This window comes from Streptomyces sp. CB02414 (assembly GCF_001905385.1).
Taxonomy (GTDB): Bacteria; Actinomycetota; Actinomycetes; order Streptomycetales; family Streptomycetaceae; genus Streptomyces.
The window spans coordinates 46,112-67,185 of record NZ_LIPF01000013.1 but is presented as its reverse complement, the minus strand read 5'-3'; the positions used below and the strand labels follow the sequence as shown (position 1 = coordinate 67,185).

At 74.0% G+C, this 21,074-nt stretch carries 15 protein-coding genes; 5 read left to right on the top strand and 10 right to left on the bottom strand.

Annotated features, from left to right (window positions below; all coding sequences use genetic code 11):
• Positions 1-77: 77 nt before the first annotated feature.
• Positions 78-1,328 (bottom strand): SAV2148 family HEPN domain-containing protein, encoded by a 1,251-nt coding sequence (locus AMK11_RS33740; protein ID WP_073731931.1) that lies wholly within the window; start codon positions 1,326-1,328, stop codon positions 78-80.
• Positions 1,329-1,706: 378 nt separating this feature from the next.
• Here AMK11_RS33740 and glgX point away from each other — a divergent pair, with 378 nt between their 5' ends.
• Together glgX and treY are read left to right on the top strand one after the other, a co-directional pair.
• Positions 1,707-3,818 carry a glycogen debranching protein GlgX gene (gene glgX, locus AMK11_RS33735; protein ID WP_073731930.1) on the top strand — a complete coding sequence of 704 codons (2,112 nt, stop codon included), beginning with the start codon at positions 1,707-1,709 and terminating at the stop codon, positions 3,816-3,818.
• Positions 3,819-3,901: 83 nt separating this feature from the next.
• On the top strand, positions 3,902-6,313 hold the full coding sequence (gene treY, locus AMK11_RS33730; RefSeq protein WP_073731929.1) for a malto-oligosyltrehalose synthase: 2,412 nt from the start codon (positions 3,902-3,904) through the stop codon (positions 6,311-6,313).
• Between the two features lie 102 nt (positions 6,314-6,415).
• Here the strand turns inward: treY and AMK11_RS33725 are convergent, their stop codons facing one another.
• On the bottom strand, positions 6,416-7,363 hold the full coding sequence (locus AMK11_RS33725) for a LysR family transcriptional regulator (protein ID WP_107429770.1): 948 nt from the start codon (positions 7,361-7,363) through the stop codon (positions 6,416-6,418).
• 120 nt (positions 7,364-7,483) lie between these two features.
• Here AMK11_RS33725 and lpdA point away from each other — a divergent pair, with 120 nt between their 5' ends.
• On the top strand, positions 7,484-8,887 hold the full coding sequence (gene lpdA, locus AMK11_RS33720; RefSeq protein WP_073731928.1) for a dihydrolipoyl dehydrogenase: 1,404 nt from the start codon (positions 7,484-7,486) through the stop codon (positions 8,885-8,887).
• A gap of 51 nt (positions 8,888-8,938) precedes the next feature.
• On the opposite strand, the gene AMK11_RS33715 is transcribed toward lpdA, so the two are convergent.
• From AMK11_RS33715 to AMK11_RS33705, 3 genes are all read right to left on the bottom strand, one after another.
• Complete coding sequence (locus tag AMK11_RS33715) at positions 8,939-9,409, bottom strand: SSI family serine proteinase inhibitor (RefSeq protein ID WP_073731927.1); 471 nt, start codon at positions 9,407-9,409, stop codon at positions 8,939-8,941.
• Positions 9,406-10,734 (bottom strand): M14 family zinc carboxypeptidase, encoded by a 1,329-nt coding sequence (locus tag AMK11_RS33710; protein WP_073731926.1) that lies wholly within the window; start codon positions 10,732-10,734, stop codon positions 9,406-9,408. The genes AMK11_RS33715 and AMK11_RS33710 overlap by 4 nt, the downstream gene beginning before the upstream one ends.
• 239 nt (positions 10,735-10,973) lie before the next feature.
• The gene (locus tag AMK11_RS33705; protein ID WP_073731925.1) at positions 10,974-11,525 is read right to left on the bottom strand and encodes a DUF1707 and FHA domain-containing protein; all 552 of its coding nucleotides are present in this window, start codon (positions 11,523-11,525) and stop codon (positions 10,974-10,976) included.
• 195 nt (positions 11,526-11,720) lie between these two features.
• Here AMK11_RS33705 and treZ point away from each other — a divergent pair, with 195 nt between their 5' ends.
• Positions 11,721-13,466: a malto-oligosyltrehalose trehalohydrolase gene (treZ, locus tag AMK11_RS33700; RefSeq protein ID WP_073731924.1), complete on the top strand. Its 1,746-nt coding sequence runs from the start codon at positions 11,721-11,723 to the stop codon at positions 13,464-13,466.
• Between the two features lie 212 nt (positions 13,467-13,678).
• Here the strand turns inward: treZ and AMK11_RS33695 are convergent, their stop codons facing one another.
• Both AMK11_RS33695 and AMK11_RS33690 read right to left on the bottom strand, forming a co-directional pair.
• The gene (locus AMK11_RS33695) at positions 13,679-14,632 is read right to left on the bottom strand and encodes an aminoglycoside phosphotransferase family protein (protein WP_073731923.1); all 954 of its coding nucleotides are present in this window, start codon (positions 14,630-14,632) and stop codon (positions 13,679-13,681) included.
• A gap of 79 nt (positions 14,633-14,711) precedes the next feature.
• Positions 14,712-15,842: an aminopeptidase P family protein gene (locus AMK11_RS33690; RefSeq protein WP_073731922.1), complete on the bottom strand. Its 1,131-nt coding sequence runs from the start codon at positions 15,840-15,842 to the stop codon at positions 14,712-14,714.
• Between the two features lie 185 nt (positions 15,843-16,027).
• Between AMK11_RS33690 and AMK11_RS33685 the strand changes: the two genes are divergently transcribed.
• Complete coding sequence (locus AMK11_RS33685; protein ID WP_198941523.1) at positions 16,028-16,783, top strand: metallophosphoesterase; 756 nt, start codon at positions 16,028-16,030, stop codon at positions 16,781-16,783.
• A gap of 10 nt (positions 16,784-16,793) precedes the next feature.
• On the opposite strand, the gene AMK11_RS33680 is transcribed toward AMK11_RS33685, so the two are convergent.
• The 3 genes from AMK11_RS33680 to AMK11_RS33670 all read right to left on the bottom strand — a co-directional run bounded on the left by AMK11_RS33680 (position 16,794) and on the right by AMK11_RS33670 (position 20,959).
• A complete protein-coding gene (locus AMK11_RS33680) occupies positions 16,794-17,396 on the bottom strand; it encodes a PDZ domain-containing protein (RefSeq protein WP_073731920.1) in 603 nt (200 codons plus the stop codon).
• Positions 17,397-17,471: 75 nt separating this feature from the next.
• On the bottom strand, positions 17,472-19,652 hold the full coding sequence (gene cyc2 / locus AMK11_RS33675) for a germacradienol/geosmin synthase Cyc2 (protein WP_073731919.1): 2,181 nt from the start codon (positions 19,650-19,652) through the stop codon (positions 17,472-17,474).
• Between the two features lie 101 nt (positions 19,653-19,753).
• A complete protein-coding gene (locus AMK11_RS33670) occupies positions 19,754-20,959 on the bottom strand; it encodes a damage-control phosphatase ARMT1 family protein (RefSeq protein WP_073731918.1) in 1,206 nt (401 codons plus the stop codon).
• Between the last annotated feature and the right edge of the window lie 115 nt (positions 20,960-21,074).

Genomic DNA, 21,074 nt, shown 5'->3' with positions numbered 1-21,074 from the left:
CCTCCACCCTCGCACGGGCCACTGACAATCGGAGGATCGCCTACCGCTTGTGCCGCCGCCAGGCCCCGCCCCGGCCTTCAGGAGACCGGCCGCGAGTCCGCCCACATCAGCTCGAACTCCTCACGGTAGGTGGGGAAAAGTCCGCCTTCGTCCACCTGGTCCGACTTCACGACCTTGCCGCCGTTGCGCCCGTTGCGCAGCACGAGCACCGGCGCCTCCATGCCCCGGGTGCGGCGCAGGTAGGACTGCACGACCGCGATGCCGTCCGCGCCGTCGCCGTCGACGAGGTAGGCGGTGAAGCGGGGCGTCTCGTCGAAGACCTGGATCTCGAACGCCCCGGGGTCGCGCAGCCGGGCGCGCACCCGGCGCATGTGCAGGATGTTCATCTCCACGGCCCGGCTCAGCTCGCCCCGCTTGATGCCGAGTTCGCGCTCGCGGCGCTTGATGGCGCTGGAGGCCGGGTTGAGGAAGAGCAGCCGCACCCGGCCGCCGGACTCGGCCAGCCGCAGCAGGCGGCGGCCGGAGAAGTTCTGCACGAGCAGGTTGAGGCCGATGCCGAGGGCGTCCACGCGCCGTGCGCTGCCGAAGAGGTCCTCGGCCGGGAACTGGCGCAGCAGCCGCACCCGGTCCGAGTGCACGGCGACCACGTCGGCGTACCGGTCGCCGACCAGGTCCTCCACCGCGTCCACCGGCAGCCGCCGCGTGGAGGGCACGTCGCTGCCCGCGCCCAGCACCTCCAGCAGCCGCGCCGAGGCCCGCTCGGCCTGGCTCAGCACCGCCTCGGACAGCGCCCGGTTGCGCGAGACGACGTTGCGGGTGACCTCCAGCTCGTCCAGGGCGAGTTCCACGTCGCGGCGCTCGTCGAGGTACGGCTCGAAGCAGGGCCAGTGCTGGACCATCAGCTCGCGCAACTGCGGCAGGGTGAGGAAGCTGAGGACGTTGTCGTCGGCCGGGTCGAGCAGGTAGCCCTTGCGGCGGCTGACCTCGCGGACGGCGACGGCGCGCTGCACCCACTCCTGTCCGGCGGGTCCGGCGGCAGCGACCACCCAGTCGTCGCCGTGGACGGGCTCGTAGACCGGACGCAGGACGGCGGCCACGACCGCGCGCAGCCGCTGCTCGACGAGGTTGAGCCAGATGTACGCCCGGCCGGCGCGCTGCGCCCGCGTGCGCACCTCGTGCCAGGCCTCGGCGTCCCAGTCCAGTTCGGGGCCGATCGCGCCCGCGTTCATCGGCCGCGCCAGGGACACCGCACCGGGCGGGACGTCCGTGGAGTTCCCCTGCCGGCCGCCGTCGTCACCAGGGGGTAGCTCCAGCCCTCCCGAGCCCACCCGCGCACCGCCTTCCGCTCCCTCGGAGCACTCCGGGTCAGACCCCGTCCCAACGATCAAGGAAGGGTACTCCGCGAGGGGTGCGCGGTGCAGCCCGATGGACGGGCCGGTTTTCCCAACATCGTTGATCCACAAGCACGTTCCGCCCGCCCGGACACCGCGGAGTGAGCGGATTCATAGCGGTGACGTGGCCGGGTACGGGGAAGGATGCCTCGCGCCCGCCGCGAGGCGCACGCCGCACGGAACGCCGAGGGGAACGCCGAGGGGTGGGTATGAGGACGTACGTGCTAGGTCGTCGCCTCACTTTCGGGGAGACTTCCACAGGACTCGGAGCCAAGGCGTCCGCACCGGCGCCCCACACCTGAAAGAGTCGTGTCCATGCAGGTCTGGCCTGGAGAGGCATATCCACTCGGTGCCACGTACGACGGCGCCGGCACGAACTTCGCGGTCTTCACGGAGGCCGCCGACCGAGTAGAGCTGTGTCTGCTGCACGACGACGGTTCGGAGACCGCGGTCGAGCTGCGGGAGAGCGACGCGTTCGTACGGCACGCGTACCTGCCGGGCGTGATGCCGGGGCAGCGGTACGGCTACCGCGTGCACGGCCCGTACGCCCCGGAGCGCGGGCTGCGCTGCAACAGCGCCAAGCTGCTCCTCGATCCGTACGCGCGTGCGATCAGCGGAGCGGTCCAGTGGGGCGAGGAGGTGTACGGCTACCACTTCGGCGAACCCGAACGGCGCAACGACCTGGACTCCGCTCCGCACATGATGAGCTCGGTCGTGGTCAATCCCTACTTCGACTGGGGCGACGACCGGCGGCCCCGGACGGAGTACCACCACACGGTGCTCTACGAGGCCCACGTCAAGGGTCTGACCATGCGGCACCCCGGCCTCCCCGAGGAGCTGCGCGGCACCTACGCGGCCCTGGCGCACCCCGCGCTGATCGAGCACCTGACGGAGCTGGGGGTGACGGCGCTGGAGCTGATGCCCGTGCACCAGTTCGTCAACGACCACCGCCTGGTCGACATGGGCCTGAACAACTACTGGGGCTACAACACGATCGGCTTCTTCGCCCCGCACAACGCGTACGCCTCCTGGGGCGACCGCGGGCAGCAGGTGCTGGAGTTCAAGTCGGCGGTGAAGGCGCTGCACGAGGCCGGGATCGAGGTGATCCTCGACGTGGTCTACAACCACACCGCCGAGGGCAACCACCTGGGTCCTACGCTGTCCTTCAAGGGCCTCGACAACCCCTCGTACTACCGGCTGACCGACGACCCGCGCTACTACATGGACACCACGGGGACCGGGAACTCGCTGCTGATGCGGTCCCCGCACGTACTCCAGATGATCATGGACTCGCTGCGCTACTGGGTCACCGAGATGCACGTCGACGGCTTCCGCTTCGACCTGGCGGCGACCCTGGCCCGGCAGTTCCACGAGGTGGACCGGCTGTCGTCGTTCTTCGACCTGGTGCAGCAGGACCCCGTGGTCTCGCAGGTGAAGCTGATCGCCGAGCCCTGGGACGTGGGCGAGGGCGGCTACCAGGTGGGCAACTTCCCGCCGCTGTGGACCGAGTGGAACGGCAAGTACCGGGACACGGTGCGCGACCTGTGGCGCGGCGAGCCGCGCACACTCGCCGAGTTCGCGTCCCGGCTGACCGGCTCCTCCGACCTGTACCAGGACGACGGCCGCCGCCCGCTGGCCTCGATCAACTTCGTGACCTGCCACGACGGCTTCACGCTGCACGACATGGTGTCGTACAACGAGAAGCGCAACCACGCCAACGGGGAGGACAACCGCGACGGCGAGAGCCACAACCGGTCGTGGAACTGCGGGGCCGAGGGCGACACCGACGACCCCGCGGTACTGGAGCTGCGGGCCCGGCAGATGCGCAACTTCATCGCCACGCTGCTGCTCTCCCAGGGCGTGCCGATGATCAGCCACGGCGACGAGTTCGCCCGCACCCAGCAGGGCAACAACAACGCCTACTGCCAGGACAACGAACTGGCGTGGGTCCGGTGGCCCGAGGAGGATCCCGACCTGCTGCGGTTCACCCGCGCGATGGTGTGGCTGCGCAAGGACCACCCGGTCTTCCGCAGGCGGCGCTTCTTCCACGGGCGGCCCGTGGAGGGCACCCACGACGAGCTGTCGGACATCGCCTGGTTCACGCCGGAGGGGGGTGAGATGGCCCAGCGGGACTGGCACTCCGCGCGGGCGTCGGCGCTCACCGTGTTCCTGAACGGCAACGCGATCTCCGAGCCCGGCGCGCGCGGGGAACGCATCGCCGACGACTCGTTCCTGCTGATGTTCAACGCCTCGCCGAAGGCGCTGGACTTCGTGGTTCCGGTCGACCACGGCCGGCAGTGGGAGGTGGTCGTCGACACCTCGCGGACGGACGGGATGCCCTCGGACACGGGAGTGAGGAAGGTGCAGGCCGGTGACCGGCTGACCCTGGTGGACCGGAGCATGACGGTGCTGCGGCGGCCCGTCTAGACGGAGTACGCGCGGGCACGGGCGGGGCACCCGTGCAGGGGGCCGGTGACACGAAAGGCGGCGGGGCGGGTACGTAGGTTTCCATGACGCCTGAGCGACCCGACCCGGTGCTGTCCTCCAGTTCCCCCTCCTCCGCCCCGACCGCCACCTACCGGCTGCAGCTGCAGCCCGCGTTCCCCTTCGCGGCCGCGGCGGCGGCCGTGCCGTACCTCGCCTCCCTCGGGGTGTCGCACCTGCACCTGTCCCCCGTCCTGGAGGCGGTGCCGGGCTCGCTCCATGGCTACGACGTCGTGGACCACGCGCGCGTGCGCGAGGAGCTGGGCGGCGAGGAGGGACTGCGGGCGCTGGCGCGCACCGCGCGGGAGCACGGGCTCGGCCTGGTGGTGGACATCGTGCCGAACCACATGGCGATGTCGCCCCGGCACAACCGTGCCCTGTGGGACGTGCTGCGCGAGGGCCCGAAGTCGCCCTACGCGCGGTGGTTCGACATCGACTGGGAGGCGCAGGGCGGACAGCTGCTGGTGCCGGTGCTGGGGGCGCCGGTCGGCGAGGTGCTGAAGGACCTGCGGGTCGACGGGGACGTCCTGCGCTACCACGAGCACGCCTTCCCACTGCGGGAGGGCACCTCGGACCTGCCGCTGCCGCAGCTCCTGGACGCGCAGTGGTACCGGCCGGTGTGGTGGCGGCTGGCCCGCACCGAGCTGAACTACCGCCGGTTCTTCAGCATCTCGGAGCTGATCGGCGTCCGCGTGGAGGACCCGGAGGTGTTCGAGGCCACGCACGCCACGGTGCTGCGACTGCTGCGCGAGGGCGTGGTCGACGGGCTGCGCGTCGACCACCCCGACGGCCTCGCCGACCCCGGCACGTACCTCGCGCGGCTGCACGAGGCGAGCGGCGGCCGGTGGACGGTCGTGGAGAAGATCCTGGCGGACGGAGAGCGGCTGCCGGCCGCCTGGCCCGTCGCGGGCACCACCGGGTACGACGCCCTGCGGCACGTGGACGGGCTCTTCACGGACCCCGCCGGGTACGGGGAACTCCTCGGCCAGTACCGCAGGTTCGCGGCCCCGCAGACGGACCGGGGCGGGGACTGGGCGGCGACGGTGCGGCGGGCGGCGTACAAGGTGCTCACGCACGAGCTGGCCACCGAGATGGACCGGCTGACCCGGGTGGCGCACCGGCTGTGCGTCGCCTCGCCGGAGCCCGCGCTGCGCGACCGGGCACCGTGGGCGCTGCGCACGGCGCTGCGGGAGCTGCTGGTGCGGCTGGAGGTGTACCGGCCGTACGCGTCGGCGGACGCGGCGTCCGTCGTCACCGGGGAGGCGGCGGCCGAGGCACGGCACGCCTTCGCGGTGCCCGAGGAGGCCGGGGCGGTGGACGTCGTCCGGGGCCTGGTGCTCGGGCGGTACGGGGACGGGCCCGAGCACGAGGAGTTCCGGTCCCGGTTCGCGCAGACGGCGTCGGCGCTGCGGGCGAAGTCGGTGGAGGACACGGCGTTCTACCGGTACGTGGCGCTGCTGTCGGCGACCGAGGTGGGCGGGGACCCGGGCCGTCCCGCCGTGTCTGCGGAGGAGTTCCACGCCTACTGCGCGCGCGTGCAGCGCGACTGGCCCGCGACGGGCACGGTCGTGTCGACCCACGACACGAAGCGCAGCGCCGACGTGCGGGCCGCGCTGGCGGTGCTCACTCAGTGCCCGGGGCGGTGGGCGGACGTCCTCACCGAGGTCACCCGGACGGGCGACGGCGTCCCGGACGCGCAGCTGGCGTGGGCGGCCTGGCAGACGGTGTTCGGGCTGGGACCTGCCGACGGCGAGCGGGTGCGGGAGGCGCTGCTGAAGCATGTGCGCGAGGCGGGGATGTACACCAGCTGGACGGAGCAGGAGCCGGCGTACGAGGAGGCGGTGGCCCGGTTCGTGGCGGCGGGCCCGTGCGGGGCGCCGGGCGAGCGGGTGACTACCCTGCGCGCCGCCCTGGAACCGCACATCCGCGCCAACGTCCTCGGCACGGCCCTGACCCACCTGACGATGCCGGGCGTGCCGGACCTCTACCAGGGGACCGAGCGGGAGTACCTGGCCCTGGTCGACCCGGACAACCGGCGGGCCGTGGACTTCCCGTCCACCGGGCCCGTCGAGGACGGACCGCCCGCCGGGAAGGCCGCGGTGACCCGGGCGGCGCTGGCGCTCCGGGCGCGGCGGCCCGACGCCTTCGGGGACGCGGCGACGTACGAGGCGCTGACCGCCGAGGGGCCCTCGGCGGCGCACTGCGTGGCCTTCGTCCGCTCCGGTGCCGTCCTGACGGCCGTGACCCGGTTGTCGCTGCGGCTGACGGAGGCGGGCGGCTGGCGCGACACGACCCTCCCGCTGCCGCCGGGCCGGTGGTCCGACGCGCTGACGCCCGGACGGGAGTTCACCGGGCACGCGCGCGTGGCGGAGCTCTTCGCAGAGGTGCCGGTGGCCCTACTGGAGCGGGTGGGGAGGGAGGACGGGGCCGGGGACTGAGCGGCGGGCCGCCGGTACGGCTCCCCCGGGCTGCCCTGCCCGGCGGGGGACAGCGGACCGTCCCCGGAGGGAGCCGGGAGCCGCCCGGCGCGGCAGCCGGGGTCAGGCGAGCGCTGTGGCGGCGGTGCCGTCGCAGACGTGGGGCGGGAGGACCGTCGTGGGGGCCGGGACAGTCGGGCAGGACGTGCGGAGCAGGTCGACGAACGCCTCGGCGGCGCCGGTGGGCGGGACGCGGGAGAAGACGGTGAGGGCGCGTCTCCAGGGCGGGTCGGGCGTCAGGACGACGCAGTCCTCGCCGACCGCGCCGCTCACGATGTGCGAGGGTGCCGTGCAGACGCCGACCCCGGCGGCGGCCATCCGTACGGCCGTCGACGTGTGCTCGGTGTAGACGGCGGTGTACGGCCGGAAGCCGGCGCGTCCGCAGGCCCAGTCGAGGAAGCGTTGGCCCTCGATGACGGGCTCCATCGCGCACCGCACCCAGGGCCGGTCGGCGAGTTCGGGCAGCGTCACCGTCGTACGGCCCGCGAAGCGGTCGTCGAAGGGCACGACGAGGACGATCTCCTCCTCGCCGACCGTGACGACGGTGCCGGGCCAGTCGTGGGGCGCCGGACCGACGGCGAGGTCCGCGGTGCCGCGCTCGACCTCCTCCTCCAGCGCCTCGGTCGTCGCGTACTCGTGGAGGTGCAGGAGGACCCCGGGGTGCGCGGCGCGCCAGCGGGCGAAGACGTCGGGCAGGATGCCGACGGCCACCGAGTGCACGGCCGCGACGTGCAGTTCCCCGCCCTCGGCCCCGGCGGCGGCGCGCGCCGCGCGGCGGGCCTGGACGGCGCTGCGGACGGCGAGTTCGGCGTGCGGGCGGAAGGCGCGGCCCATCGGGGTCAGGCGCACCCCGCGCGGCAGGCGTTCCAGCAGGTCGCCGCCGACCGACCGCTCCAGGGCCTTGATCTGGTGGGAGAGCGCGGACTGCGTGACGTGCAGGGCCTCGGCCGCGCGGGTGAAGGACGCCTCGTCGACGACGGTCAGGAAGTACTCCATCTGCCGCAGACTCATTCCCTCCGGCTCCTTTCCCGAGTCCGGTCCCGTCACCGGGACTTGCCATGAAGGCTCTGCATCGAACCCACAAGAACATTGCCTTGGACTCATGGCAAGGAGCGGGCGGACGCTGAGGTCATGAACACACACGACGTGATCGTCATCGGCGGCGGCACCGGCGGTTACAGCACCGCCCTGCGTGCCGCGGCCCTGGGTCTCGACGTCGCCCTCGTCGAACGCGACAAGGTCGGCGGGACCTGTCTGCACCGCGGCTGCATCCCGAGCAAGGCCATGCTGCACGCCGCCGAACTGGTCGACGGCGTCGCCGAGGCGCGTGAGCGCTGGGGCGTGAAGGCGAGCCTGGACGGCGTCGACTGGCCGGCCCTGGTCGCCACCCGCGACGACATCGTGAACCGGAACCACAAGGGCGTGGAGGCGCACCTCGCCCACGCGGGCGTGCGGGTGGTGCGGGGCGAAGCCCGGCTGACCGGAGCCCGGACCGTACGGGTCGACGGCGCGGGGGATCTCACCGCGCGCCGGGGCATCGTGCTGGCGACCGGCTCACGCCCGCGCACGCTCCCCGGGCTCGCTCCCGACGGGCGGCGCGTGGTGACGAGCGACGACGCCCTGTTCGCCCCCGGGCTGCCGGCGTCCGTGCTGGTCCTGGGCGGCGGTGCGATCGGCGTCGAGTACGCCTCGTTCCACCGCTCGATGGGCGCGCGGGTGACCCTCGTCGAGGCCGCCGACCGGCTCGTGCCGCTGGAGGACGCGGACGTGAGCCGCCATCTGACGCGCGGTCTGAAGAAGCGCGGCGTCGACGTGCGGGTGGGCGCCCGTCTGCTCGACGCCGAGGTACTCGACGACGGCGTCCGCGCGCACGTCCGCACGGCCCGGGGCGAGACCCTCGCCGTCGAGGCGGAACGGCTCCTGGTGGCCGTGGGACGGGCACCGGTCACCGACGGGCTGGACCTGGCCGCCGCGGGCCTGGACACCGACCAGCGGGGCTTCGTCGTACCCGCGGACTGGGACCGGCTGGAGACCGCGGTCCCCGGCGTCCACGTCGTCGGCGACCTGCTGCCGCCGCCGTCGCTCGGGCTGGCCCACGCGTCGTTCGCGGAGGGCCTGCTGGTGGCCGAGACGCTGGCAGGCGTGCCGTCCGCGCCGGTCGACTACGCGGCCGTGCCGCGGGTGACGTACTCGGCGCCGCAGACCGCCGCCGTGGGCCTGGGCGAGGCGGAGGCACGCGCGCGCGGGTACGAGGTGTCCGTCAACGTCATGCCGCTCACGGCCGTCGCCAAAGGGATGGTGCACGGCCAGGGCGGGATGGTGAAGGTCGTTGCCGAGGCCGGGGGCGGCCGGGTGCTCGGCGTGCATCTGGTCGGCCCGCACGTGTCGGAGATGATCGCCGAGAGCCAGCTGATCGTCGGCTGGGAGGCCGAGCCCGCCGACGTGGCCCGGCACGTCCACGCCCATCCCACGCTGTCGGAGGCGGTGGGCGAGGCGTTCCTGACCCTGGCGGGCCGGGGGCTGCACCAGCAGTGACGCGGCGCCCGGCGCCCGTGGCACCCCGGGTCCGCCGTGCCGTGCCACCGCTCAGCCCCGCGCGTCCTGCGCTTCCCACGCGAAGACCGACCCCGTCCGCGCCGCCATCACGCACGCGTTGGGGAAGGTCCGCGCGTACCCCACCGGCTGTCCCCGCCACTGTCCGCGCGCCTGGGCCGTCACCGGGGCGTGGACCATCGGGCAGTGGGCCTCGCGCGCGGGGATGTCCGCGATGCGGCCGTGTGCCGCATCGAGTTCCGCGCAGGCGCGTTCCGCGCGGACGTGGCCCCGGGGCGGGTCGCACAGCAGCAGGGCACGGCGTGCGGCACCGGGCCGGGCGCCTGCCGGGGCGGCGGGCCGGATGCCCGGCCGGGCGTCTTCCCGGGTGACGGTGAGCAGGAGCCAGTCGGTGGCCGGTTCCCGCTGGGCGGCGGCCCGCGCGGGGGTCGCGCAGGTGAGGAGGAGGGCCGCGGCCGCCAGGAGGGCGGCCCGGGCCGCCCCGGTCGTGAAGGTCTGTGTCATTCCTGGTGCATCGGCACGGCCGCCTCCGGACCCCAGCCCGGCTCACCCGAACGGGAGCCCGCGGTGGAGCGCCGGCGGCCGGCCAGTTCGAACGCGGCGAGGACGACCCGTGTCTGGTACTCCGCCTGGCGCGCGACCGGGATCCAGCGGGCCCCGCAGCCGTCGCGGTAGTCGGCGCAGCCCTCGTCGACGAGCCGGTTCACCTCGGGCAGGACGCCCGCCAGGTCGCCGCCCGTACGGGTCACCAGCTGGTGCAGCAGGCCCGCCGTCCGCAGGGACAGGCGCCGCCCGGCCAGGCGCAGGGCGACCAGGTGGGCGTTGTTCATGGGAGGCAGGGAGCGGCCCGTTCCGTCGTCCGTGTCGGGGTCCCAGGCGTCCGCGAGCCTGGGGCAGACCAGCAGGTAGTCGTCGACCGGTGCGAGGAGGTGGGCCGCGTCCGGGTCGGTGGCGAGGTGGGGCCGGATCCGGGCCAGGACGCGTTGCAGACGCAGGGTGTCGCGCCGCAGGGTGCGGCTCACCGCGCGGAGCACGGCGTCCCGGTCGGCGGGGGGCGAGTCGTCCGCCACCGCGGCCACGCCCCACATGGGCGCCTCTACGACCGCGGTGACGGTGCCGTAGCGCTGCGGGTGGCACCACGTCGACTCGACGGCGGCCTCGGTGATGGCCGCGGTGAGATCACCGCGGCGGGGCGGCGGGATGCGGTAGACGGCGGGGCCGAGGTCGGGCCAGTACAGGGTGTCGTAGGCGCCCAGTTCGCGGGGGACGCCGAGCCGGGCCGCGGTGTGGGCGATGCGCTGGGCGAGGCCCGGCAGGTCGTGGGTCACCTCGACGAAGCCGCCGCCGACGTCGACGCCGTGCAGGGAGCACTGGAGGAAGGGCCGCAGTTCGTCCTGGAGGGCGAGCAGGGCCCGGGTCTCCGGCAGCGTCGAGTGGTCGGGGCCGTCGGGCAGCCACTCGGGCTGTTCCAGGAAGCCGGGGCGGAAGAAGTTCCGGGCGTAGCGGCCCAGGGTGTAGGGGCCGGACAGCCAGCCCTCGTTGCGGCGCAGGCCGTCCGGGTCGACGCAGAGCAGCAGGTTCCAGGTGGCGTCGGCGCCCTCGGTGAGCCGGGGGTCGGCCAGGGCCCGTTCGGCGAGCCGCAGGACGGTGGCGCCGCCCACGGGTTCGTTGGCGTGCGGTCCGGCGACCACGAGGGTCTGGCGGCTGCCGTGACCGACGGAGAGCAGCAGCAGCGGGCTGCCCGCGCGGGAGGTGCCGACGCGGCGCAGCCGGGCGTGCCGGGGGTGGCGGGCGACGAGTGCGGCGGCCCGGGCGCCCAGCTCGTCCACGGTCGGATAGCGCAGGAGGGGCGGCAGGGCACACCTCCACGATGCGGGCCGTCGGTTCACCTGGCGTGCGCGGTGTACGCACAGTCAGTCACGACTTGGAAGGTACGTCAACACCGTGAAAAGCAAAGGGGTTTGTCCTGCGGGAACAGGCCACCGGGACACACGACACCGAGTGAAGCCCAGGCCAGAGCTGGGCTCGGCGTCCGGTGTCGCGTCCTCCGTCGTGTCCGGTGTCGCGCTCAGTTGACCGCGAGACGGAAGGCCATCTGCCCAAAACCTATCTGGTCGCCCTCGCGGACGACGGCCGCGCCGATGACCCGCCGCCCGTTGACCGTGGTGCCGTTGGTGGAGCCGAGGTCGCGCAGCACCCACATGCCGCCCTGGCGGCTCAGTTCGGCGTGCACCCGGGAGACCGTCTCGTGGGTCAGCCGCAGCCCGTTCGCCGGGTCGCGCCCTATGCGCAGCGGATGTCCGGCACCGGGGTGCGGCAGCAGCAGCTTGGGCAGCCGCTCGGCCTGCCAGGCCCTGCGCAGCCGTACGCCGAATCCGGACACCGCCTCGACGGTGCCGAACACCAGCCGCGCCATCCGGCCCTCGGAGTGCAGGTCGGCGGTGAGCACGGCCAGCTCGTCCGGGCGGCGGGCGGCGAGCGCCAGTTCCATCCTGCGGATGAACGTGTCGTGCGACAGGCGCCCCATCGCGACGCCGTCCCGGAGCACCCGCAGCGCCTTGTCGCGCTCCGCGTCGGACAACCGCGCGGGGTACGTGTTGAACTCGAAGGACGACGTCACACAGGTGATTGTCGGTCAGCCGGGGTGGAGTGTCCAGAAAACGGGGAACGGCGGCCGCGCGCGCGGGTGCGCCCCGGTCACCGTCACGTGCACCACGACACCGGCCGCGAACGGGGGTTTTCGCCAGCGCGGAGATCGCTTTTGCAGCACGATGGACGGGCTACATCACGGTGAGCAGACGAAGGGGAACCGTCCGTGCAGTTCGAGGTGTGGGCACCGGAGGCCGGTCGGGTGACGCTGGAGTGCGACGGCGTCACGCGCGCGTTGGAGCGCGACGGGGAGCGGCCGGGGTGGTGGTGTGCCGAGGCCGGGGCGCGGGACGGCTCGCGGTACGGCTTCGCGGTCGACGACGGGCCGGTGCTGCCGGACCCGCGCTCGCGCAGGCAGCCGGACGGGCCGGACGGGCTCAGCGCGGTCGTCGACCACGGGACGTACGCGTGGCGCACCGAGTGGGCCGGGCGCCCGCTGCCCGGCGCCGTCCTGTACGAGCTGCACGTGGGCACGTACACGCCTGAGGGCACGCTCGACGCCGCCGCCGGACGGCTCGGCCACCTGGCCGCGCTGGGCGTCACCCACGTGGAGTTGATGCCGCTGTGCCCGTTCCCGGGCCGGCACGGCTGGGGGTACGAGGGTGTCTCGCTGTGGGCGGTGCACGAGCCGTACGGCGGGCCCGAGGCGCTGAAACGGTTCGTCGACCGGGCCCACGAACTGGGCCTGGGCGTGGTCCTGGACGTGGTGCACAACCACCTGGGCCCCTCCGGCAACTACCTGCCCGCCTTCGGCCCGTACTTCACCGACACCCACCACACGCCCTGGGGCGTCGCCGTCAACCTCGACGCCCCCGGTTCGGACGAGGTGCGGGCCTTTCTCGTCGAGAGCGCGCTGGCCTGGCTGCGGGACTACCGGATCGACGGGCTGCGCCTGGACGCGGTGCACGCCCTGGCCGACACGCGCGCGTGCCACTTCCTGGAGGAGCTGTCGACCGCGGTGGACGGCCTCGCCGCCGACCTGGAGCGTCCGCTGTTCCTCATCGCCGAGTCCGACCTCAACGACCCGCGGATCATCACCCCGCGCGCGGAGGGCGGTTTCGGTGTGCACGCGCAGTGGAACGACGACTTCCACCACGCCCTGCACACCGCCCTGACCGGGGAGTCGCAGGGCTACTACGCCGACTTCGCGCGCGATCCGCTCGCGGCGCTCGCCAAGACGCTGACCCGGGGCTACTTCCACGACGGCACCTTCTCCAGCTTCCGGGGCCGCGGTCACGGACGCCCGCTGGACCGGGCCAGGGTCGCCGCACACCGGCTGACCGGCTACAGCCAGACCCACGACCAGGTGGGCAACCGCGCCCGGGGCGACCGTCTGGCCTCGCTGGTCTCCCCCGGCCTGGCCGCCTGCGCGGCCACGCTGACCCTGACGGCGCCGTTCACGCCGATGCTGTTCATGGGCGAGGAGTGGGCGGCGGGCACCCCGTGGCAGTTCTTCACCGACCACACCGACCCGGAGCTCGCCGAGGCGGTGCGGAGCGGCAGGCGGCGGGAGTTCGCCGCGCACGGCTGGAAGGCGGAGGACGTGCCCGATCCGCAGGACCCGGCGACGCGCGAGCGCTCCTGCCTCGACTGGACCGAGCCGGAACGCGAGCCGCACGCGCGCGTACTGGACTGGTACCGGCGGCTGATCGCCCTGCGCGCCGAGCAGCCGGACCTGACCGACCCCGACCTCGCCGACACCAGGGTGGCGTACGACGGCAAGGCGCGCTGGCTGGCCTTCCGGCGCGGAGACATCCGGGTGGTCGTCAACCTCGGCGCCGAGCCGGCGGCGATTCCGCTGGGCGGCCGGCCCGCGCGGGTGCTCGCCGCGTGGGAGCCGGTTCAGGCCCCGGGGGCGGACGGGGTGCTCCGGGTGCCGGGTGAGTCGAGCGTGGTGCTCGTACAGGAGTGACGGGACGCCGTACGTGCGGAGAACTGGGCGATGCCCGTACGTGAACCCGTGGCCCGGCACGAGGCCGCTGGGGCGACGGACCGCGCACGCCGGAGTGGTGGACCGGACGCGCACGGAACGCGTACCCGACCGGCAGGCCGCCGCGCGGGGCGTTGGAATGCCCCCGGTGGTCGCCGGGGCGGCTCGTGCGCCGGGTTGCGGCACGGGCGCGCTCAGGTCGGCGCGCCGTCGTCCGTGCCGTCCTCGCGCAGCTCCGTCACCCGTTCCAGGAGGATGGGCTCCCAGGCACGGCGCAGCCGGGTCCGCAGCACGGGCAGGGGCGCGGGCGCCGGTGCGGGCGGGCGGCCGGCGAGGGCGTCGGCGAGGTGGACGAGGGTGTCGCAGCGGGCCAGCCACAGGCCGCGCAGGCAGGGCCGGGCTCCGTAGCCGGCGAGGGTGGCAGCGCGGACGGCGGCGGGTGAACCGACCGAGCGCGCGAGGGCGGCGATGTCCTCGGCCGGGTCGCCGAGTGCCGCGTCGGTCCAGCCGAGGACACCGCGCACCCGCCCGTCGGCGCCGACGACGAGGTGTTCCCCGGCCAGCCCGTGGTGCACGAGGACCGGCGCCGCCCCGGGCTGGACGCCGAGCTGGGCCGTCGCCGCGCGGGTGAGCCGCTCCGGCCGCGCGGGGTCGAACTCGTCGGCCTCGGCGAGGTGCCGGCCGGCCCGCTCGGCGGACTCCCGCAGGGCCTCCAGCGACCGCGGGGCGGCCCGGGGCACGCCGATCGTCTCGGCCTGGCGGACCGGCACCTCGCGCAGGCCGGTGAGCAGCGCGGCGAGGTCCGCCTCGCCCAGCGCCGACACGTCGTGCTCCTCGCCGGACCCGCCGGGCACCTTGGCGTCCAGCGTGTAGGTCAGACCCGGCGCCCACTCGCCGTGCGCCACGCTGGTCGGCACCGTGACGGAGAGGTGGGGCCGGATCAGCTCCCGCAGCCGCAGTTCGCGCCGCTGCCGCAGGGCGGCCTCGCGGTCGGGGGCGAGGCGCAGCACGTGCCGGGTGCCGACCCACCAGGTGGCGGGCCCGGCGCCGGCCGCGGCGGGCCGGACGTCGGTCTCCGCGCTCTCGCCCAGCAGGGAACGGACCAGTCGGCGGACGCTGTCCGCGGTGGGTGTCGGTGCCTGGGTCATGGTCGCGCCGTCGTCTTCCGGGTCTGCCGGGTCGTTCTGGTTCCGCCGGGGCGTTCGAGGTCCGTCGTCTTCGTCTCGTTCAGTTCACCACGACCAGCTCCCGGGTGGTGTCGTTGAGGCGCCGGCCGCCGTCCTCGGTGACCGTGACGATGTCCTCGATGCGTACCCCGAACCGGCCGGGGAGGTAGACGCCGGGCTCGACGGAGAAGCACATGCCGGGCACCAGGGGCTGCTCCTCGCCCTCGATCATGTACGGCGGCTCGTGCGTGGTGACGCCGATGCCGTGCCCGGTGCGGTGGATGAAGTACTCGCCGTACCCGGCGCCGGCGATGACCGCGCGGGCGGCCCGGTCGACCTCCTGGCAGGCGACGCCGGGCCGCACCGCCCGGAAACCGGCCTCCTGGGCCTCACGGACGAGGTCGTGCACCCGGCGCTCCTCGTCCATGGGCTCGCCCACGTGGACGGTGCGGGAGGTGTCGGAGCCGTAGCCGTCCTTCAGGCCGCCGAAGTCGAGGACGACCATGTCGCCGTCGCCGATGACGCGGTCGCCGACCTCGTGGTGCGGGTTGGCGCCGTTCGGGCCGGAGGCGACGATGGTGAAGTCGACCTGGGAGTGGCCGAAGCGCCGCAGCAGGTCCGCGAGGTCGGCGGCGACGTCGGACTCGCGGCGCCCGCCGAAGCGCACCTTGCGGATCTCCTCGAAGGCGGCGTCCGCGGCCGCGCCCGCCGCCGTCAGGAGTTCCAGCTCGGCCGCGTCCTTGACGGCGCGCAGCATGGGCAGCGCCTCGGTGAGGGAGGCGTACGAGGTGCCGGGCAGGGCCCGCTGGAGGGCCAGCAGGTGCATCGCCCAGGCGTTGTCGCTGATGCCGAACCGGCCGGCGCCGTCGAGGAGGGCGGCGGTGGCGGCGTAGGGGTCCTTGCCGTCGGTCCAGTCGCGCAGGGTCAGGGCGGGCGCTCCGGCGGCCTTCTCGGCGTCGGGGGCCTCCAGCGTCGGGACGACGAGGACGGGATCGCGGCCGGGCGCCAGGACGAGCAGGGTGAGCCGCTCGGTGGCCGCGGTGGGGGCGTAGCCGGTGAGCCACACGAGGTCCGGCCCCGGTGCCACCAGCAGCCCGGCCAGTCCGGCGTCGGCGGCCGCCCGCGCGGCGCGCTCCATGCGCGCCCGGTAGTCGTCGGCGGTGAAGGGAGCAGCGGGCGCGCTGCCGGTCATCCGGGCCTCCTGGGCAACGTGGGTGAAGGGACTACGAGCAGCATCCTGCCCGCAGCGAGGGGGCGGCGCGAGCCGATTGCCATTGATCAGCCGTCGTGGGTAATGGTTAGATTCGGTTCAAGCATTAGATACGTCAGCGACGTCTACGGGGCCCGGTGTCCGAGCGCCCCAAGGAGGCCGGAACCGTGCTCGTACTCGCGCACATCAGCGACCTGCACCTCGACGGGAGCGCGCGGGCCACCGCGCGCGCCGAGCGGGTGCGCGACCGGCTGTGGGAACTGCCCGGGCGGGTGGACGCCCTGCTCGTGACCGGGGACATCGCCGACCACGGCACGGAGGCGGAGTACGAGGAGGCCGCCCGCATCCTGGGGCTGCGGGACGGCGACGCGCCGTTTCCCGTGCTCACCTGCCCCGGCAACCACGACAGCCGCGCGCCCTACCGCAAGGCCCTGCTGGGCCGGCCCGCCGCCGACGGACCGGTCAACGGCGCGCACGTCTTCGACGGTGGCGCGGTGCTGATGTGCGACTCGAGCGTCCCGGGCAGCGACGAGGGGGAGCTGGACGAGGAGACGTACGGCTGGATCGAGTCCGCCCTTGACGGGCTCGGCGGCGACCGCCCGGTCGTCCTCGCCTTCCACCACCCGCCCGCTCCCCTGCACCACCCCCTGCCCGACTCCTACCCCTTGCGCCGCCCCGAGCGCCTCGCGGCGCTGCTGGAACGCCGCCCGGAGGTGGCCGGCCTGATCACGGGGCACGCCCACACACCCGCCGCCACGGTGTTCGCCGGGCGGCCCCTGATGGTCGGGCCCGGGGTGACGTGGACCCTGCGGCTGCCCTGGGAGGGGGAACAGATCGCGGACCGGGACGCTCCGGTCGGGCTGGCCTACCACGTGCTGGACGACACCGGGCGGCTCACCAGCCACTTCCGTACGGTCACGTGACGACGCGGCGTCAGGTGACGACGCCCGGTACCGCCGTCAACTGCTGGTAGCCGCCGCTCTCGTGGCGGACCGTGACCTTGACCGCCTTGCCCGGCCGGGCACCGGCCACGGCCTCGGCGAGGTCGGCCGCCGAGTCGACGCGGGTCTTACCAAACGCGAGGAGCACGTCGCCCCTGACCAGCCCGGCCGCGTACCCGGGGCCGGGCACGTGGACGCCGACGACCAGCGCGCCCGGCTTCTCGTCGTCCACGGCCGCCACACCGAGGGTCGCGGCGGCCCGGGCCGGGGACGGGGAGGCGGACGGGGACGCGGCGGCCGACGGATGCACCGGGGCGGCCCGGCTCCCCGACGGTTTCTCCGCTCCCGGTCCCGGCGCGCCCGCCTGCCGTTGCAGTTCGGCGACTTTGCTCATGCCGATCACCGTGGCGCCCACCGTGCCGAGTCCCACGCCGGCCAGGAGCAGGACGGCGGCGGCCAGCACCCCGAGCAGCAGGGTGGTGAGCCGCCTCCGGCGCCGGTGTCCGCCGGGCTGGGGCCGGTCGCCGTCGGGCGTGGTGCCGCCCCCCGGTTCCTGACCGGGCATCGGCTTGGGTCGCAACGCTGTCTGTTCCATGGATCGCCTCCGGCAGGTGATCTACCCGGCGCACCGGCGCGTGACGAGCCACGAAAGAGTGAGACTGACCGACGGTCAGGGGGTCAGGACGGGGCTGCTCCTGGGGACGGGCACGGCAGGGACGCGGTCCGGGAGGAAGCCGTGGGTGCGGCCAGCCAGGTACTCGGCCTTGTAGCGCGGGACGTTGCGGTGCCAGTTGAGGATGCCCGCCATCCAGTTCTGCAGGTCGGTCACATAGCCCCGCATGATCTCCCGCGCCTCGTCGGTCAGCTGGAAGTCGTCGTAGACGACGGGCAGTTCGTGGGCGGCCACGTGCTCGAACTGCCGCATGCGCTGGTTCATCAGGTCCTGGACGACGCGGAGGGCGGCCGGGTAGTCGACGCCGAAGAAGTTCTGCACGACCAGGACCGCGTTGTGGATCTCTCCCTCGTACTCGATCTCCTTCTGGTACGAGAAGACGTCGTTGAGCAGGCAGGCGTAGTCGATCGCCGCGTTCTCCAGGGAGCGCACGGGCCCGCTGCGGTAGACGTCGGGCGGGACGGCCGGTCCGTGTCCGGCGCGGCACAGGCCGAGGGTCAGGTCGGATCCGAAGGTGGCGCGCCGCATCTCCAGGTAGTCCACCGGGTCGGGGACGCGGTTCTGGATCTGGTTGGCGAGCTCCCACACCCAGGCTTCGGTCATCGCGTCGACGGCCGCCTTCAGGGGGCGCCGCTCCTCGGGCGTCATGCCGGCCGTCGTGCGGACCCACAGGTCGGTCAGGGAGCGTTCCATGGCGTTGGCCGGCGGTGGGACCGGCTCGCCGTCGAGCGGCATGCAGGCGGACAGGCGGGCGGTGGTCAGCCGGGCGGCGGCCAGGTCGCGCCGGTGGCCGTAGACCAGCGGGTAGTAGTCGTCGCCGTAGGTGCCGAAGGCGAGCCAGCCGGAGGCGAGGTTCAACTGCTCCTGAGTCGCGTCCGGGTCGAGGCCCGCCGCACACAGCGGGAGGTCGCAGCTGGCGAGCTTGTCCTCGTCCCAGACGCCCTCGCTGAGGAAGCCGATCGCCTGCGACCACTCGGACAGGTACTGCCGGGCGCCGTCCAGGGCCGGGCTCAGCTCCAGCGGGAACGGCATGCGGATGTCGGGGATGACCGACGGGCCGACCTTCTGGTAGGGCACGTGCGTGTAGGCGCGGCCCCGCTCCGAGGCGGCCCGGGCGAGCAGCGCGCCGACGTCCGCGGCGGAGGTGCCGGGGCCGGCGAGCGCCGCCCAGGGGGTGCCGGGCCGTGCGCCCTCGTTCATGTACCGGCTGGAGCGCATGTGCCATTCGTGGCCGCCGGACTGCCAGTCCTGGAGACCCTTCGCGTACGCCCCGACGGCGGCGGCCTCGGCGGGGGTCAGTCCCTTCTCCAGGGCCACGGCGGGCACTTCGGTGAACGCGGTGTGCTCGAACTGGTGCAGCCGGGAGGTGAGGACGTCGTTGACCAGCTCGGCGGCCTCCTGGGTGGTGCAGTCGAAGAAGGTCTCCAGTACCAGCACGCCGTTGCTCAGCTCGCCCTCGTCCTCGACCTCCCGCTGGTAGGAGAAGAGGTCGTTGCGCAGGTGCACGGCGTCGGAGAAGGTCTCCATCAGCACCCTGAGCGGCCTGGTGCCCGCGACGGCGGCGGGCACCTCGGCGGTCGCGTACTCCACGAGCCCGGCCGACCAGGGGGCGCCGCCGACCTTGCGGCGCATCTCGATGTACTCGACGGGGTTGGCGATCCGCCCCTCGTTGATGTTGGACAGCTCCCACAGGGACTCGTTGAGCAGGTGCTCGGTGGCGACGGCGAAGCGGCGGCGCCAGTCGGCCGACATGGCCGGCACCGTGCGCCTCCACAGGTCGGCGAGGCCGGCCTCGACCGGGTTCTCCGGCTCGGGCATCGCGGCGTCGAGGTCGAGGGGCATGAACCGGGGGAGCCGGTCCAGGTGCGCCTTGCCGCCGACTCGGTCGTTGGTGCGCTTGAACTTCTCCAGGAAGTGGTCGTCGAAGAAGAAGACCCACACGTACCAGTCGGTGATCAGGGAGAGCGCCGGACCGTCGCAGTCGGGGTGGGTGTAGGCGCAGAGCAGGCCGTAGTCGTGTGCGTCAAGGTCGGCCCGGTCCCAGACCCCGGACCCCTCCAGCATGCCCATCTCGCGCGCCCACGTCGTCGAGTGGGCGCGGGCCTCGTCGAGATGCGGGTTCAGCCGCGCGGGGTGCGGCAGGTAGAAGTACGGGAGTTCGAAGGGCTGTTGCGTCATGGCCCGGCACTACCCAGGGCCCGGTGGGCGCATCCGCCCGGGGGGACATGATCACACCATCGCGTGAATCGGGGCGGAGAGGGAACTTCCGCCCGTGGCTCTCAGGGCCTGACCTGGATCAGCGCGTGCGTTCCGCTCGTCCGCCAGCGCGGCTCGCCGCTCGCCTCGAGGGCCTCCTCGGTCTTCGCGGTCAGGCCCGTGATCACGTCCGACTTCAGGGTGCGCAGCGCGGCGACCGGGCCCGGGAAGTACGAGGTGACGTCCGCGAAGGGGGTGGTCGCCGGCCACCGGCGGTCGCCCACCAGGCGGCGGTAGTTCAGGTCGCCCTTGAGCACGGTGACCGTGGCCGCGGCGAACTCCTCGCGCAGGTCGGCGGGCGCGTCGGAGTACGGCAGCGGCGCGCAGGAGAAGGGGTGGGCGCGGACGGTGACGCGGCCGTCGGCCAGCGCGGCCCACAGCCGGTCGCCGTACGCGGCCGCCGCGCCGCCGGCCGCGACGAGCCGCCGCAGCGCGTCGAGCACGTCGGCGTGGGTGGCGTCGGAGACGTAGTACGGGTACGGCTTGACGTGCAGGACCGCCCGGTCGACGCGGCCCTCGGCGAGGAGGTGCGCGACGAGGAGCAGGTCGGGGACGAGTTCCCGGCCGGCGTTGTCGGCGACGAGGCAGAGGGTGGCCGGGCCGCGGGCGCCGGTGCGCGTCGCCGGGAGCAGGGACCAGAGCGCGTCGCCGTCGTCGGCGACGAGCGCCGCCGCTTCGTCCCCGGCGCCGGTGCCGCTCTCGGAGAGGCGGAAGCCGAGGTCCGCGCGGTTGCCCCAGAGCGAGCCGTGCAGCAGCGCCCGGTCCCGCTCGTCGGCGGACAGCGCGTCGAGGCCGTCGAGCGCGGCCAGTTCCTCGTCGGTCTCGCGGGCGCCGAGCTCGGCGAGCTTGGCGGGGCGGAAGGGGTCGATGCCCTGCCAGGGGCCGGGACCGAAGTAGCCGACGGCGTCGAGGAGCCTGCGGTAGAAGTGGCTCTCGGCCCACAGCCAGGGCACGTCGAACCAGGAGCGGCCGGCGTACTCGCCCATGCCCCAGCCGGCCCAGCGGTCGTGGTCGCGGGCGTCGGCCCCGGCGGGCAGTGGCTCGATGACGCCGTCGGCGCAGCTCGCGAGCAGCGCGTCGAGGGCGCGTTCCTGTCCGGGGTCGTAGGGGAACGCCTCCCGGACCTGCCTGATGATGGCCGGGTGCCGCTCGGCCAGCACTCCGTGCGGGAAGGAACCGGGCTCGTCACCGCGGATGACGGGGGCGGACTCGGCGGGGGTGTCGGGCATGCGCCTCACCGTATCGCGCACCCCGGCGCGAGCGGCGAAGCCCGCGCCCCCACGGCAGTCGCGTTCCCCCGGGCGTTGAGGTGCGGCACCTCGTCGGCGCGGGTGAGCGGGGGCG